This window comes from Marinobacter nitratireducens (genome assembly GCF_000708045.1).
Classification (GTDB): Bacteria; Pseudomonadota; Gammaproteobacteria; order Pseudomonadales; family Oleiphilaceae; genus Marinobacter; species Marinobacter nitratireducens.
On record NZ_ANIE01000006.1, the window covers coordinates 235,331 to 250,339 of the forward strand.

Here is a 15,009-nt window from a genome sequence, read left to right on the forward strand (position 1 = left end):
AGTACGCGCCATCGGTTGAGGGACACACCTCAACGCTGGCAGAAACGCTAGGTTTTCAAACGCCTAACAGCGAATCTGCAAATCACCTGCCGAGGTGGTGAAATTGGTAGACACGCTAGCTTCAGGTGCTAGTGGGGGCAACCCCGTGGAGGTTCAAGTCCTCTCCTCGGCACCATTTCTTTCCTCAAGAAATGGCGACTTCCCGAATCAAATTATCTCACGTTTATTAGCATAGCATTACGCTTGGCCTCATTATTCGTCGGCTTCAGGGAAGCCTGGACTGCCCTATTGGAGCAGCCCAACCAGGTAATCGGAAAGCCTTTCATACCCATACTCCACACGCGCATAGGCCGCTGATGGTGACTCCTCAAACTCACGGCCGCAGGCGCGTGCGCCCGAATATTTCTTGAGGTAGGCCTCGGAGATCAGCCCCGGGAACTCGTCGATAAATCCGGCACCACCTACGGGCGGGTAATACAGCGCCCACTCAAACCCGCGATCCGCGTCCACGTTGGCCAGCCCCGAAAGCCCCGGGTCGAGAAACCCATAGCGCAGAATACGATTCACCACAAAGCTGTCACCTTGTCCCGGATAGGCAAAGGTGCGCTGATCGAGCTCAAGAGCCAGATCCACAAACGAAGCAGGCTGAGGCTCATACCCGGCAAACTGATAACCCTGGCTGGCGCTGACCACCTGACCAGCGCCAACCGCCTCAGGATCAATCACGCATTCAGCGGCCGGCATCGAAAAGACCAGCGACTCGATATCGTTTCCGGCTTCTGAGACGCGATACCCCGGGAACCCGGAATCGGCATTTGCAGTCTCTGGCGCTAGTGTCCGGATCAGGCTGGAACCGCCAGGGCTGGAGATTTCGGCTTGCAGCTCAGCCAATGCTCCATCCTGCATTCTCCAGCTGTAGGTTATTTCCGGATTACCACCCAGTTCGCTAGAGCCTGCCACGACGCCCTCATGATCATGGCAGGTGGTCGACGTTTCGAAGTAAATACGGCGATTATCCCAATCAAAGACGATACGCTCATCGACGCCCGCCTGTTCATAGGTAATCCGGCTCTGTGGAGACAGAGCGACGGACGGGAGCCACTGGGTGTCCAGCCTGGCCATATACCCGTTCACCCTGATCAATCGCGCCAGTTCTGGCATTGACGGCGCAAGGCAACCGTCGGAGGAGACCGACATCAGGCGACCGTCTTCGCGATAGTCAAACGCCAGGCTGGCCGAAATAAGCAGATCAGAGCGGTTCGCCGGCAAGGTGCCCGTACGTTCCGATTCACCGTAGACATTGACGCTTGTCAGCAGAACGGGATCACTCAGCTCCAGAGGGATATCCGGCAACTCAAGCAGGTCTTCATCCACAGACGCATAGTCGCCCTGGGCGGCGACGTCCACAATCCCGATGATCTCCGGCGCATGCTGAACCAGAGAAATCCCCAGGATGAAAGCTGCCTCCCGACTCAAATATCGTTCAGTACCGTCGGCTCCCGGGCCTGCGAGGATATCGTTATAGGCCTGAGGTAATTGGCTGGCCATGAACCTGGCAAGCGCGCGCGCGTATGCGTGGGCGCGATCATCCCCGGAAAGCAGATAATCCCGCAGCAGATTCAGGCCCTCGACACCGGCATCGGTGTAATCAATGAACAGGCCGGCCAGAGCCCGATATCGAGCCAGCGTTGTCAGCGGGGTGATATTGCGCACGCCCGGGGGCGCAGACATCAGGAAGGCGTTACTGACCGGCGCATCCCCGGTTGCCGACTCTTCAACAGTGACATCCGGCAGCGCCACCGCATAGAGTGGATAGTCCCGGGGATCAAGGTCCGGGCCCACCATCGGATCCACCACCAGTTCTGACACGTCCAGATCGAACACTCCACCCGAGCCTGTGAGCGCCGTAGGCTCTCCAGAGGCCAGCGTGACCTGACTGCCATTATCCAGTTCAACGATCAGAGGTCCCGGGCTGTACTGACTGTCGCCATCCACATCCAGCCAGACCCTGGCATTTCGCAGGTAGCCATCAATAACCTTGCCGCCGTAGGGGGCAGTGTCACCGTACTCGACACCATCAAAATCCCGGCCATCAACCGGCAGTTCATCGGATTCCTGCCCGCATCCAGCAAGGGCAAGTGCAAAGACAGTAACGGACAGAGGAAGAAGACGATTCATTGCGGCAACCAGTTATCCTTGTTGGAGGTTGTGCCGCTACTGTAGGGGATGTGGGAGAACCAGACCTTGATAGGTTTGGCAATTTGTAAAGTTTGGTAACGACGCCATGCTAAAAGGCCCCGGCGGCCAACCACCACCGGAGCCCTCGCGTTGGCAAATCGATCAGAATGAGCGAGCCACGATCTCTTTCATGATTTCGTTGGTACCGGCGTAGATCCGCTGGACACGGGAATCGGCCCAGGCACGGGCAATGGGGTATTCCCACATATACCCATAACCGCCATGGAGCTGAACACACTCATCCATAACCTTGCACTGCAGGTCGGTGGTGTGTTGTTTGAGCATCGCCGCAGTCGGTATATCAAGCTTCTTGTCCAGATGCAGCTCGAGGCAGCGATCGGTAAACACTCTGGCCGCCGTAATTTCCGCCTTGAGTTCCGCCAGCTTGAAACGGGTGTTCTGGAACGCGATGACAGGCTTGTCGAATGCCTTGCGCTCTTTGACGTAGTCCAGGGTCCACTGCCAGGCTGCCTCCGCTGCGGCTACAGCGGTCAGCGCCACCTGCAGACGCTCAGCCGGCAACTCCTGCATTAGCTGGAAGAAACCCTGACCTTCCATGGAGCCGAGAAGATTGCCCGCGGGCACCTTTACATCCTGGAAGAACAGCTCCGACGTGTCCTGAGCCTTCATCCCAACCTTGTTCAGGTTCTGGCCTTTCTCAAACCCTTCGGATGCGGTTTCCACCAGCAGAAGGCTGGTACCTTTTGCCCCTTCTTTGGGGTCGGTTTTGGCAACAACGACGACCAGATCCGCCAGCTGACCATTGGTAATAAAGGTTTTTGAACCATTGAGCAGGTAGTGGTCGCCCTGCTTGATGGCAGTTGTTTTCACGCCCTGGAGATCCGAGCCGGCACCGGGCTCTGTCATGGCGATGGCGCCGATCATTTCGCCGGAGGCCAGCTTCGGCAGGTATGCCTGCTTCTGTTCCTCGGAGCCGTAGTTCAGGATATAAGGCGCAACGATATCGGAATGAAGCCCCCAGCCAATACCAGACAGACCGGCCCGGGAAATTTCCTCCATGATGACGGCGCTGTAGCGGAAATCAGCCCCAACACCACCGTACTCCTCGGGCATGGTCGGACAAAGGAACCCCAGCTCGCCGGCTTTTTGCCAGAGCTCGCGACTGACCTGACCGTCTTTTTCCCATTGCTCATGGTAAGGGGCGGCTTCCTGTTCAAGGAACTTGCGAACGGAATCGCGAAAACCTTCCAGGTCGGCGTCGAAGAGAGTACGTGGAATCATGATTAACCTCGGTGAATGACCAGTGTTGTGATTGTCGTCCACCAAGTCTCGGCCGGTACGCTGTTGCGCTCAATGATGAAAACCATCAATCGGGCTGACCAAAACGCCCGACAGCGCTTATGACTTGCGGCGCGCCTCTACCTTATCCTGCCCCCAGCGAGGCATGAGCTCCTGAGGGATGTCCAGGTGATCCAGCAATCTGGCGACCAGGAAATCGACGAGGTCTTCTACGGAACGGGGATTATGATAGAACCCGGGGCTGGCAGGCATGACGACCGCGCCCATACGGGTAAGCTTCAGCATGTTCTCCAGGTGGACCTCCGAATACGGCGCTTCCCTCGGAACCAGAATCAAGGGTCGCCGTTCTTTCAGGGCCACATCACCAGCCCGCTCGATCAGGTTATTGCTGGCCCCGGTGGCCAGCGCAGAGAGCGTGCCCGTGCTGCAAGGGCAAATCACCAGCGGCGCCTTTTCGCCAGAGCCCGAAGCCGGTGGCGCAAACCAGTCCTCCCGACCAAACACCAGAATCTTTCCCGGCTCCGCTCCGGCCCATTCGGTGAGCATCTCCTGCATGGCCGGGGGAGTGCCCGGCAGTTTGAGGTCGGTTTCAGTTGCAATCACGACCTGGGCGGCCCGACTGAACATGACATGAACCCGGCACCCAGCCGCAACCAGGCACTGGAGCAGACGCAATCCGTATTGGGCCCCGGATGCGCCGGTAAACGCAAGGTTGATGGTTCTGGCGGTGTCGCTCATGACATCAGTTTTCCTGTTTGGCAGAGATCCGATTGATCACTGACGGGTACGTTCGAGTTCAGCCACCAGTTTGCCATGAATGCCACCAAAACCGCCGTTGCTCATGATGACAATGTGGCAGGGTGTCGGTAAGTCTTCCAGTACACGACTGATCAGAGCCTCTACCGAACTCTCGACCCGATGCCGCTCACTGTCCGATGCACCACACTTCCACTGATTGATCAGGTCGGGCAGCCAGTCCATCTCATTCAGGTTCGCCCACAAAACGCGATCGGCCGCCTCCGCGCTGGCCAACAACGTCTTCTGATGCACCCCCTGTTTCATGGTGTTCGAACGAGGCTCGATCAGCGCCAGGATCGGCTCATCACCAACCCGGGCCCGCAAGCCTTCCAGGGTCGTGGTAATGGCTGTCGGGTGGTGGGCAAAATCATCATAAACTTTCACGCCACCCACATCGGCAAGCAGTTCCATGCGCCGCTTGACCCCGGAGAACCGACACAACGCTGCCACCGCATGATCTGGAGTGACACCCACATGACGCGCCGCAGCAATGGCGGCCAGCGCATTGCGAACATTGTGCAGTCCGGTCTGATCCCATGTCAGTGTGGCTACGGGCTGCTCATGATGAATGACCATAAAGCGGCTACCGTCCTCGGACAGTAGCTCAGCCCGCCAGTCCGCCACCCGGGTCGTCTCACTGCCGATGGCCGTATCCTGCACAGGGCTCCAGCAGCCCAGTTCCAGAGCCCGATCAAGGTGAGCATCGACTGCCGGCCGAATGATCAGCCCCTTGGAGGGCACTGTCCGAACCAGATGATGAAACTGCCGCTCGATCGCTTCGACATTTTCGAAGATATCGGCGTGATCGAACTCCAGGTTGTTCATAATCAGGGTGTGTGGGCGGTAATGAACAAACTTGGAACGCTTGTCGAAAAAGGCGCTGTCGTATTCGTCAGCCTCAATGACAAAAAAGTCGCTGCTGCCCAGTCGCGCCGACACCGGAAAATCCCGGGGCACACCACCGACAAGATAGCCAGCATCAAACCCGGCCTGTTCCAGGATCCAGAGCAGCATCGAGGTGGTGGTTGTCTTGCCGTGGGTCCCGGCAACGGCAAGCACCCAGCGGTGGCGAAGCACTTCCCGCGACAGCCACTCCGGCCCGGACATGTAATCGATGTTGCGGTTAAGAACCGCCTCCACCTCGGGATTGCCCCGGGACATGGCATTACCGATCAGCACCAGGTCCGGTGCCGGCTCCAGGTGATCAGCGCTATAACCTTCCATGAGACTGATGCCCTGCGACTCCAGCTGCGTGCTCATGGGTGGGTAGACCCCCTGGTCCGACCCGGTCACGGTGTGACCAAGCTCCCGAGCCAATACCGCAAGGCTCCCCATGAAGGTGCCACAGATCCCCAGAATATGTATGTGCATTCGGCAACGACCTCTGATTTAAAACCTGCCAAGCCTCCCCTATCCCCCGCAGGTCGTCAAGGGGACTTCCATCCGCAATCCTGCTCATGAAAATCAGACCAGTTTGGCGTATCATCAGCGCCAACGTCGAATCAGCAGGAGGCTCGTGCCTGAGATGGCCATCAAGAACGCATTTTACGCCCAATCCGGCGGTGTTACCGCCGTCATCAACGCCAGTGCCTGCGGTGTCATTGAGACCGCACGCAAGCATCCGGACCGCATTGGCAAAGTGTATGCCGGCCATAACGGCATTATCGGTGCTCTCAAAGAGGAGCTGATCGATACCAGCCTGGAAAGCGATGACGATATCCGGGCGCTGCTCCACACCCCGGGCGGTGCGTTCGGCTCCTGCCGTCACAAGCTGAAGAACATTTCCGAAAATCGCCGAGAGTATGAGCGCCTGATCGAAGTTTTCCGGGCCCACGATATCGGCTATTTCTTCTACAACGGCGGCGGCGACTCCCAGGACACCGCCTATAAGGTGTCACAGATCGCTGACAAGATGGGTTATCCGATTACCTGTATCGGTGTCCCCAAGACCGTCGATAACGATCTGCCCTTCACCGACTGCTGTCCGGGCTTTGGCTCAGTCGCCAAGTACATTGCCACCTCCACCCTGGAAGCAAGCCTGGACATCAAGTCCATGTGCGATACGTCCACCAAGGTGTTCATTCTGGAAGTCATGGGCCGTCACGCTGGCTGGATTGCAGCAGCCGGCGGTCTGGCGGGTCAGACCGAGGGCGAGCCTCCACACATCATTCTGTTCCCGGAAATCCCGTTTGACCGCGAAGCCTTCCTGGCCCGTGTCGATCATTGCGTTAAGGAATACGGCTACTGCGTCGTGGTTGCCTCCGAAGGTGCCCAGTATGAAGATGGTCGTTTCCTCGCCGATGCCGGCGCGAAAGACGCATTCGGCCACACCCAGCTTGGCGGTGTTGCGCCAGCCCTGGCCAACATGGTCAAGCAGGCCCTCGGCCACAAGTATCACTGGGCCGTCGCTGACTACCTGCAGCGGAGTGCCCGGCACATCGCCTCCGCTACGGATGTTGAACAGGCTTACGCCGTTGGTAAAGCCGCAGTTGAAATGGCTCTTGAAGGCAAGCAGGCACTGATGCCGACCATCGTTCGCGAGCAGGCCAGCCCGTACCAGTGGAAAATTGGCGAGGCACCTCTAAGTGAAGTGGCGAACCAGGAGAAGAAGATGCCGATTCACTACATCACGGATGACGGCTTCGGTATTACCCAGGACTGCCGCACTTACCTGGCGCCCCTGATTGCAGGCGAGAGCTTCCCGCCGTTTGAAAATGGCCTGCCCAAGGTGGCCAAGCTGAAGAACGAACTGGTCGAGAAGAAGCTGAGAACACCGTTCGAGCTCTGAGTTCGCCCAAACCGAAAACGCCCGGTGGCCATGGCCCCGGGCGTTTTTTTATGCCGTTTAGCGAGCCGGCAAATCGGCGTCAGTTTGACGCTGCCGCTTCCTGGGCACGCACCCAGCTCATGAACTCGTCACAGCCGCCAATGTACTGATCACCGACAAGGATCTGCGGAACCGTGTAAACCGGGCGACCGATCTTGGCAGCAATATCGTCCTTGGTCAGGTTTTCTGCCACCATGTCGATCCACTGATAAGGCATGCCCTTCACCTCACAGAGTTGCTTCGCGCGAATACAGAACCCACAACTTGACCGGCCATAGATGGTGACCTGCTCCATAACGTCCTCCCGCCCACTGGCGTACTATGCTGACAAATTAAGTTTGAAACTGGTCAACATGATCGCATGCCAGGCCACGATTGGAAATTGAAGCTTCCGATGGTGCTCATAGGTCAGGTTTTCAGGCGACCCAACTCGCGGTCCAGAACCTGAACCTGCCCGTCCAGCGATTCACCGCTCTGGCGAACCCGCTGGGCAAGTTCCCGCAGGTCATTCGCGGCATCGCCTATCTGGGTGAGGTTGCGGTTAATTTCCTCGCTTACCGAGCTTTGCTCCTCGGCCGCGGTGGCCACCTGGGTCACGTGTTCAACGATGGTTGCAATGCGTTCCACTACGGTTGCCAGGGAGTGGTCCGCTTCGCGGGTACCATCGACGGCGGTGGTTGCCCGCTCTACCCCACTTCCAATCACATTCACGGCAACCCCGACATCGCCCTTCAGTCGCTCAATCATTTCACTGATCTCGTCGGTGGACTCACGGGTCTTCGATGCCAGCGTTCGCACCTCATCCGCGACCACAGCAAATCCCCGCCCCTGTTCTCCAGCCCTGGCAGCCTCGATCGCGGCATTCAACGCCAGCAGGTTGGTCTGTTCGGCGATTCCCCGGATCACCTCCAGGATGCGGTTGATTTCTTCGCTTCGCTGCTCCACCTCACCAATGGCGGAGCTGGCCTGCTCCATGTCTCCGGCCAGAGCATCCACTCCTTTGAGGGCGACGGTGAGCGTCTCCTGCGTAAAGCGGATACCGTCACTAGCCGCACGAGCATTCTCTGCCGCTTCTCCCGCAAAGCCGGCCACTTCCCCGGCCGCCGCGGACATTTCATTCATCGCCGTCACCACGCTGTCAATATCCTGATGCTGGCGATAGGTCTGGTCGTCAGTTTCCCGTGCAATCAAGCCGACATCACTGGCTTGTTCACGCACCTGCCCATTTACATTCTTCAGGTCATTCACCATCTCCCTAAGCCGGGCCAGGAAGGCATTAAACCCACCGGCGAGCTCAATCAGCTCGGCGTGGGTGTCAATCGTCAGCTCACGGGTCAGATCCCCCTCCGCGCTGGCGAGGTTTCTCATGCGGTCCCGTATTTCGTCCAGAGGGCGTGTCACCGAACGTACCAGCAACACCAGTAGCCCGATCGCCACCAGTACGACGACAGCCCCTACGAGCGTTTGTCGGGTCGCGGTAGCCGCCACTTCATCGGCCAGCAAGGTGGTGATTTCATTCACGCTCGCCAGGGCAGCCTCCCGCGGAAGCTCAATCAGCAATGACCACTGGGCACCCGGCAAGCCGACGTTAACCGGGTATGACACCGCCAGGGTGCCCCCGTCATCAAAACTGCCACTCTCCTTATGCAGGGCCTGCAATTCCGCCCCCAAATCAGGCTTGGCCTCGCGGAAAGGACGTCCCAGCTTGTCCTGATAATGGCTGGATGCGGCGATGAGGCCTTTTTCACTCAACAACGTGACCCGGGATTGCCCGTCGAAAAGCGCCTGGCTGACTCTGGCAATAGTGGCCTGCAGGGTAGACAGGTTGATATCAACACCCACCACCCCGGCAAACGATTTGTTACTCAAAATCGGCACAACCAGGCTGGTCATCAGCTCGGAGTAGCCTTCCTCAATCTCATACTCGTAGGGCTCCATAAGGCAGGGTTTGAGCTTGTCCCGCGAACACAGATACCACTCGGCCTCACGAATCCCGAACTCGTTACGTTCATCCAGGTACTTGGTTGAGGGGTCCTCGGTTCGGCTGAAAATCACCTTGCCGTCCGGATCGCGATAAAAGTAGATTTCCAGCGTACCTTCGTCGCTGCTGTGCGCTTCCACCCCGCCGGTAAAGTAGCGATCCTGGCCGTCGTAGGCATCCGGCTCGAACTGCGCGTAGATGGAACTCAGGTGGGGATGTTCCTCCAGGATGTTGCCGATGGTCTCCTGAAGATCCCGGCGGCTGATCCTGCCCGAACTGCCGGCGCTGATATTCCGGCTAATAACGCTGCGAACCAGCTCCGGGGTCTGGTAGGCTTTCTCGAGGAGGCCTTTGACCAGCTCACCGTACTTGCCGGCGGTAGCACTGAGCTGATCAATCACAGTGGCCTTCACCGTGCTACGAACTTGAGAAGAGAGCCTCTGTTCCATGGTACCCAGGGACACCTGGGCGGTAATGACAACGCTAACGCCTAGCAGCAGAAGCAGGGAAATAACGAGGGCATAGAGTTTGAAACGTAGCGACATGCCTTTCATGAACAACCTGACCTTTTCTGAATCTCGTTGTGATAATACTAGAGTACGGAGAAGATTTTGGCCTACCTGACGCTGTTTGCGACAGCCTTTGCCGCTGCGACACTGCTGCCAGCCTATTCAGAGATTATGCTGGGATCCCTGGCGACTCAGGGGCTAAGCCTGTTCTGGCTGTGGTTCTGGGCGACGCTGGGAAATACGCTGGGATCGGTCGTGAATGGCATCATCGGGCGGCAAGTGGACAGATTCAAGCACAAACGCTGGTTCCCGGTCAGTGACCTGCAACTGCACAAGGCGCGGAACCGTTTCAACAGATATGGTCAGTGGTCCCTGTTGCTCGGCTGGCTTCCCCTGGGAGGGGACGCGCTGACGCTCGTAGGCGGCATCATGCGAGTGCCCTGGCTCAACTTCGTGATCCTGGTGGCAATCGGCAAAGGCCTACGCTACGCCTTTGTGTTGTGGTTGGTGGTTGAAGCCTCTGGCGCGGTGTCGCCATAAAGGTACTTCTTCAACAACGGCTCACCATTGAACTCGGAGTGCAGAACAGCAATGAAGGTGTAGACACCGATCAGTTTACGGTTCAGGAACACAAACTCCTTGGGCGGCACACGGAAATACCGGCTGATCGCGGATCTAGCCGCCTGTCGGGCAACACGTGAGGGCAAATCGCTCTGCTTCCAGCGATATTGTCCGTGGCTATTGACGGCATAATCCGGCCACTGCCCCTGATCTTTGGCCAGCGGTTCAAGCACCGACATACAAACGCTGCCAAACTTGTCCAGGACCTCCCGGGGCCATTCAAGGCTCATGAACTTGAGTTGGACACCACCATCCACGACCGCACTCAGGTCCTGCTCGTAGCTGGCACGGATCATCTGTTTGACCGGAGCCAGAAACTCGTCGGAGTAGGCCTGTACAGCGCCGAAATCAAGCAGGACGATTCGGTCATAACCGGGATCCTCACCCTCTTCGCCAGCAATTCGAATGCGGTAATTGCCAAAGTTGGGGTCGGTCTGAATTTCGCCCCAGACGAACAGTTCCCGGAAAAACAACTCCAGGGCCGCCTCGCCGAGCGCACTGCGACGCTCCAGGGGCAAATCCCTGACCGCGGGAGCACTGACTGAATGGCCGTGCTCATAGGTAGACGCAATCACATGCGCGGTTGAGTACTCCGTTAAGACCCGGGGCACGATAAACCGTGGGTCATCCGCCAACATGGCACGGAACTTTTCAGTAGTGCGCGCTTCCAACCGGTAATCCACTTCCCGGTGCATCATTTCCCGAACTTCTTCCAGCCAGTCATTGAACTCGGGCCCGAAGCTCACCAGCCGCGCAATCTTCAACAACTGGGCAACGGCATTCAAGTCACTGTCGACGGCATCAGCAACCCCCGGATATTGCACCTTGAGCACCAATTCCAGCCCGTCGCGTTTGCGCACCGCCCGGTGGACCTGACCCAGCGACGCAGCCCCCAGAGGCTCAGGGTCAATGTCCAGCTCCCGGAGACGCTCACTACCCAGTTCGTCCTTCAGGACTTTTTCGATGGCGGGCCACTCGAGTGACGTGGTCTGATCTTCAAGGGTATGAAGTGCTTCTGTAACCTCATCCGGCAGGAAGTGCTCCCCATACAGCGCCATGACCTGGCCGATCTTGACGACACTCCCCTTGAGCTTTCCCAGCTCATCCACCAGAAAACGGGCCTGATTGGACAACATCGCGCGATGACGCTGCTCCCGCTTGTCCTTGCTGGAAAACCAGTTCGTTGCCATATGGGAAGCCATGCGACTGCCGGCAAACAATCCGGCACGAGTCAGGCTGAGCCGGCGTTCAAAGCTGCCAGTCTTGATGCGGGAGACTGTATTACCTGATCGTCTGGAAGACATGAAGGTCCTGTCTGCTCATGGGAAATTTACCGTCACCGGCAAGTCTATTCATTATACGGATACTCTAACGACCTAACCTCACTGTTTCGACCCGGATTCGCCGGCCTCCGGGCCAATGTGCTCTTAGCCTGTAAGCGTTACACGTTCTGTAGCGTCTCATTACGATTCGATACAGTGTAAGAGCTAAAAGCCGTCTAGTATTGATTTCTAACAAGAACAATCACATATAGACTTTACAAGAATTGGTCATGCCACAGACGAAGCGAAAGACACCGGACACAAAGCTCTCCCAGTTCCGGGTGAAGGGAGAAATTCCCGTTCCGGTTCTGATTAACTGGCTCACGGCGTGCGCTGCCCCCTTGCTGGTATTTTTCGCCTGGCGTTCGGACACCATGCAAAATGACCCGATTACGCCCCCTCTGCTGCTGACTTTTGCCGTTCTGTTGAGCGTCAACGCATTGCTCTATTGGCTCACCAGCAGCAAGTCCCTGCAAAGGCGCGGGTTTATAGCCCTGATAACGGTGCTATTTACTTATCTAGCTGTGTACGCCGTTGAGGATGGCTCTGCCATACTCTGGCTATTCGCTTACCCGCCCATTGTCTTCTACATCAGTGAATCCAGGGTCGGAGTGACTGCCTGTGCCGGCGGGCTGGCAGGGATTGTCGTTCTGTTTAGCCCCCTGGGCGATCTCATATTTGATGCGCCATACAGTACCAGCTTTAGACTCACCATGATTATCGCCCTGGCCTTCGAAATGACCACGTGCTACATCCTCGACCAGAGCCGACGACGCAGTAAACTCGGGCTACTGAAACTGGCAGCGGACTTTGAACACGCAGCAAAACACGACGCCCTGACGGGCCTCGCCAATCGCCGCGAAGGCCTGGAACAGCTGGAAGGAGAGTATGACCGGTACCAGCGTAACGGACGGGCCTTCTCCGTACTGCTGATGGATATCGATCTGTTCAAACAGGTAAACGATACCCACGGTCACCACATTGGCGATCAACTGATCATTCTGGTGGCACGGACGCTGAGGGAACAATGCCGGAAGGTGGATACCGTTGCCCGCTGGGGTGGAGAGGAGTATCTGGTATTGCTGCCCGAAACCGGCGAAAACGAAGCCTTCAAGATGGCAAATCGCATAAGACTGGCGATTGAAGCATCATCGATCCCATTGGATGACCAAACGCTTCAGGCAACAATCAGTGTCGGTGTCGCAACGACCCGGGAAGGCGAGTCCATCGACCGCCTGCTGCAACGGGCAGATGAAGCTCTCTACGCAGCCAAGAAGGCCGGTAGGAATCAGGTGTGCCATTACGGCGATGCAGACAATGCTGCCTGAGCCAATTACCAGCCCTGGCGATACTCCACCGCCGAATCACCCAGCTTGGTAACAAGCTGGGCAACCAGTTTTTGTTCGACATCACCCAGCGTGACGCCGGGCACGTAGTCCGCCACCTGACTCATCGCCATGCCGGCATAACCGCACGGATTGATGCGTCGGAACGGCTCCATGTCCATATCCACGTTCAACGCCAGGCCGTGGAAGGAGCACCCCCGACGCACCCGTAGCCCGAGAGAGGCTATCTTGCTCTCACCTACGTATACGCCGGGCGCGTCGGCTCGAGGCGCAGCGTCGATGCGCAATTCTGCAAGCGCTCCCACAATGCCCTGCTCTATGGCATCGACCAACGCTCGCACACCCAGTTTCCGACGGCCAAGATCGATCATCAGGTACACCACCAACTGACCAGGGCCGTGATAGGTCACCTGCCCCCCTCGATCCACCTGGATCACTGGGATATCTCCCGGCGCCAGGATATGTTCGGCCTTACCAGCTTGCCCCTGGGTATATACCCGGGGATGCTCTAAACACCACAATTCGTCGGTGACCGACTTGTCCCGTTCGGCGGTGAACGTTTTCATCGCCTCCCAGGTTTCGGCATAAGGCTGCTGGCCTAGAGAACGGACGATCAGGTCTGGCATGGTCTCAGAGCACCATATGAACGCGACCGCTGGCCTTGAGCTCTTCAAACAGCGCTTTCAACTGATCCTCACCGGTAGCAACGATCTTGAGCTGAACCGATGAGAAGCGGCCCTTGGAGCTGTCATTGACCGAAATATCCGCCTCACAGATGCCCGGGGCGTGCTGTTCGACGACCTCTACCACGAATTCCGTAAAATCCGGGGCAGCGTTACCGATAACCTTGATGACATAGTCACAGGGAAACTCAATTTTTGGTGCTTTCGGCTCACTCATACCGCATTACTCCCGGTGACCAGAGCCACCCTTACTGAAACAACTGAACGAAAAAGAGCTTGATGGCATCCCAGATGCGTTTGAACAAACCACCCTCCGGGATTTCCGTCAGGGCGAGAACCGGCTGATCGACCAAAACCTCACCATTCAGCGACACCTTGACCCGGCCAAGCTCGTCTCCGACCTTGATGGGTGCTTTAATCACAGAATCAAGGTCAACACTGGATTCAAGGTCATCCCGTGACCCTCGGGGGATGGTCACGTAAACATCCTCAGGCATACCAACAGACAGCTGATCCGACTGACCACCCCAGACCTTGGCTTCAATCAACTCCTGCCCGGAGCGAAACAGGCGCTCGCTTTCGTAGTAGCGGAAGCCATAGTTCAACATCTTCTGGACTTCCTGGGCCCGGGCCTCAGAACTGCTGGTCCCCATGACCACACCAATGAAGCGGGTGTCGTTGCGCTTGGCGGAGGCAACCAGACAGTATCCGGCTTCTTCCGTGTGCCCGGTTTTCAATCCATCCACACTGTCATCCCGCCACAGCAAACTGTTCCGGTTGGGCTGACGGATGTTGTTATAAGTGAAATGCTTCTGCGCGTAGATCGAGTAGTTGTCCGGATAATCATTAATGATCGCCCGGGCCAGAAGCGCCAGGTCGTAGGCCGTCGAAAAGTGTTCAGGCGATGGCAGCCCGGTCGCGTTGACGAAATGGGTTCCCTTCATGCCCAGAATCTGGGCCTGCTGGTTCATGATGTCGACGAAGGCACCTTCGCTGCCAGCGATAAACTCGGCCAGCGCCACTGAGGCATCGTTTCCGGACTGAATGATGACCCCTTTGAGCAGTGTCTCTACCGGCACGGATGTGCCCTCGCGGACAAAGGTACGAGACCCCTCCGTCTTCCATGCCTTGACGCTGATAGGCACCATGTCTGTCAGGGAAATACGACCCTCGTCAAGCTCACGCTCTACGATGTATGCCGTCATCATTTTGGTGAGACTGGCCGGCGGCAGGCGCTCATGGCTGTTCTCTTCGATGATGATACGGCCGCTCTTCGGATCCATCAGGACATAGGAGCTACCCGCGATCTGCGGCGGAGAGGGAATCAGCACAGATTGCGCCATCACTTTACCGGCCAGCAGAACAACCAGGGCAAAGGTTACGGAAAAAGAGCGAAACAGGGATTTAAAGGCCATGGGTCCATT

13 protein-coding genes and 1 tRNA gene are annotated in these 15,009 nt (G+C 57.4%); 4 read left to right on the forward strand and 10 right to left on the reverse strand.

Annotated elements, in window-relative coordinates; genetic code table 11:
• Window positions 1–88: 88 nt before the first annotated feature.
• Window positions 89–175, forward strand: a tRNA-Leu gene (locus D777_RS10715).
• Window positions 176–285: 110 nt separating this feature from the next.
• On the opposite strand, the gene D777_RS10720 is transcribed toward D777_RS10715, so the two are convergent.
• The 4 genes from D777_RS10720 to mpl all read right to left on the reverse strand — a co-directional run bounded on the left by D777_RS10720 (window position 286) and on the right by mpl (window position 5,667).
• On the reverse strand, window positions 286–2,178 hold the full coding sequence (locus D777_RS10720; protein WP_036131843.1) for a hypothetical protein: 1,893 nt from the start codon (window positions 2,176–2,178) through the stop codon (window positions 286–288).
• Between the two features lie 162 nt (window positions 2,179–2,340).
• Window positions 2,341–3,480 (reverse strand): acyl-CoA dehydrogenase family protein, encoded by a 1,140-nt coding sequence (locus tag D777_RS10725; RefSeq protein ID WP_036131845.1) that lies wholly within the window; start codon window positions 3,478–3,480, stop codon window positions 2,341–2,343.
• A gap of 117 nt (window positions 3,481–3,597) precedes the next feature.
• On the reverse strand, window positions 3,598–4,236 hold the full coding sequence (locus D777_RS10730) for a flavin prenyltransferase UbiX (protein ID WP_036131847.1): 639 nt from the start codon (window positions 4,234–4,236) through the stop codon (window positions 3,598–3,600).
• Window positions 4,237–4,272: 36 nt separating this feature from the next.
• The gene (gene mpl, locus D777_RS10735) at window positions 4,273–5,667 is read right to left on the reverse strand and encodes a UDP-N-acetylmuramate:L-alanyl-gamma-D-glutamyl-meso-diaminopimelate ligase (RefSeq protein ID WP_036131848.1); all 1,395 of its coding nucleotides are present in this window, start codon (window positions 5,665–5,667) and stop codon (window positions 4,273–4,275) included.
• 154 nt (window positions 5,668–5,821) lie between these two features.
• On the opposite strand from mpl, the gene D777_RS10740 reads away from it, so the two are divergent.
• Window positions 5,822–7,084 (forward strand): 6-phosphofructokinase, encoded by a 1,263-nt coding sequence (locus D777_RS10740; RefSeq protein WP_036131849.1) that lies wholly within the window; start codon window positions 5,822–5,824, stop codon window positions 7,082–7,084.
• 79 nt (window positions 7,085–7,163) lie between these two features.
• Here D777_RS10740 and D777_RS10745 read toward each other — a convergent pair whose 3' ends face one another.
• Together D777_RS10745 and D777_RS10750 are read right to left on the reverse strand one after the other, a co-directional pair.
• Window positions 7,164–7,418: a GrxA family glutaredoxin gene (locus D777_RS10745; protein ID WP_036131850.1), complete on the reverse strand. Its 255-nt coding sequence runs from the start codon at window positions 7,416–7,418 to the stop codon at window positions 7,164–7,166.
• Between the two features lie 113 nt (window positions 7,419–7,531).
• On the reverse strand, window positions 7,532–9,658 hold the full coding sequence (locus D777_RS10750; RefSeq protein WP_036131852.1) for a methyl-accepting chemotaxis protein: 2,127 nt from the start codon (window positions 9,656–9,658) through the stop codon (window positions 7,532–7,534).
• A gap of 57 nt (window positions 9,659–9,715) precedes the next feature.
• On the opposite strand from D777_RS10750, the gene D777_RS10755 reads away from it, so the two are divergent.
• The gene (locus tag D777_RS10755) at window positions 9,716–10,153 is read left to right on the forward strand and encodes a YqaA family protein (RefSeq protein WP_036131854.1); all 438 of its coding nucleotides are present in this window, start codon (window positions 9,716–9,718) and stop codon (window positions 10,151–10,153) included.
• Here D777_RS10755 and D777_RS10760 read toward each other — a convergent pair.
• A complete protein-coding gene (locus D777_RS10760) occupies window positions 10,099–11,538 on the reverse strand; it encodes an ABC1 kinase family protein (RefSeq protein ID WP_036131855.1) in 1,440 nt (479 codons plus the stop codon). The two genes, D777_RS10755 and D777_RS10760, sit on opposite strands and share 55 nt — an antisense overlap.
• A 248-nt stretch (window positions 11,539–11,786) precedes the next feature.
• Here D777_RS10760 and D777_RS10765 point away from each other — a divergent pair, with 248 nt between their 5' ends.
• Window positions 11,787–12,884 (forward strand): GGDEF domain-containing protein, encoded by a 1,098-nt coding sequence (locus tag D777_RS10765; RefSeq protein ID WP_036131857.1) that lies wholly within the window; start codon window positions 11,787–11,789, stop codon window positions 12,882–12,884.
• Between the two features lie 5 nt (window positions 12,885–12,889).
• Here D777_RS10765 and lipB read toward each other — a convergent pair whose 3' ends face one another.
• Genes lipB through D777_RS10780 form a run of 3 tightly spaced genes read right to left on the reverse strand, consistent with a single transcriptional unit; the run spans window position 12,890 to window position 15,000 of the window.
• A complete protein-coding gene (lipB, locus tag D777_RS10770; RefSeq protein WP_036131859.1) occupies window positions 12,890–13,528 on the reverse strand; it encodes a lipoyl(octanoyl) transferase LipB in 639 nt (212 codons plus the stop codon).
• A gap of 4 nt (window positions 13,529–13,532) precedes the next feature.
• A complete protein-coding gene (locus D777_RS10775) occupies window positions 13,533–13,802 on the reverse strand; it encodes an HP0495 family protein (RefSeq protein WP_036131861.1) in 270 nt (89 codons plus the stop codon).
• Window positions 13,803–13,833: 31 nt separating this feature from the next.
• The gene (locus tag D777_RS10780; RefSeq protein ID WP_036131862.1) at window positions 13,834–15,000 is read right to left on the reverse strand and encodes a D-alanyl-D-alanine carboxypeptidase family protein; all 1,167 of its coding nucleotides are present in this window, start codon (window positions 14,998–15,000) and stop codon (window positions 13,834–13,836) included.
• Window positions 15,001–15,009 lie beyond the last annotated feature (9 nt).

Excerpts from the sequence above, each read along its gene's own strand:
- D777_RS10720 (WP_036131843.1), bottom strand. The coding sequence starts at position 2,178 with ATGAATCGTCTTCTTCCTCTGTCCGTTACTGTCTTTGCACTTGCCCTT.
- D777_RS10725 (WP_036131845.1), bottom strand. The coding sequence starts at position 3,480 with ATGATTCCACGTACTCTCTTCGACGCCGACCTGGAAGGTTTTCGCGAT.
- D777_RS10730 (WP_036131847.1), bottom strand. The coding sequence starts at position 4,236 with ATGAGCGACACCGCCAGAACCATCAACCTTGCGTTTACCGGCGCATCC.
- mpl (WP_036131848.1), bottom strand. The coding sequence starts at position 5,667 with ATGCACATACATATTCTGGGGATCTGTGGCACCTTCATGGGGAGCCTT.
- D777_RS10740 (WP_036131849.1), top strand. The coding sequence starts at position 5,822 with ATGGCCATCAAGAACGCATTTTACGCCCAATCCGGCGGTGTTACCGCC.
- D777_RS10745 (WP_036131850.1), bottom strand. The coding sequence starts at position 7,418 with ATGGAGCAGGTCACCATCTATGGCCGGTCAAGTTGTGGGTTCTGTATT.
- D777_RS10750 (WP_036131852.1), bottom strand. The coding sequence starts at position 9,658 with ATGAAAGGCATGTCGCTACGTTTCAAACTCTATGCCCTCGTTATTTCC.
- D777_RS10760 (WP_036131855.1), bottom strand. The coding sequence starts at position 11,538 with ATGTCTTCCAGACGATCAGGTAATACAGTCTCCCGCATCAAGACTGGC.
- D777_RS10765 (WP_036131857.1), top strand. The coding sequence starts at position 11,787 with ATGCCACAGACGAAGCGAAAGACACCGGACACAAAGCTCTCCCAGTTC.
- lipB (WP_036131859.1), bottom strand. The coding sequence starts at position 13,528 with ATGCCAGACCTGATCGTCCGTTCTCTAGGCCAGCAGCCTTATGCCGAA.
- D777_RS10775 (WP_036131861.1), bottom strand. The coding sequence starts at position 13,802 with ATGAGTGAGCCGAAAGCACCAAAAATTGAGTTTCCCTGTGACTATGTC.
- D777_RS10780 (WP_036131862.1), bottom strand. The coding sequence starts at position 15,000 with ATGGCCTTTAAATCCCTGTTTCGCTCTTTTTCCGTAACCTTTGCCCTG.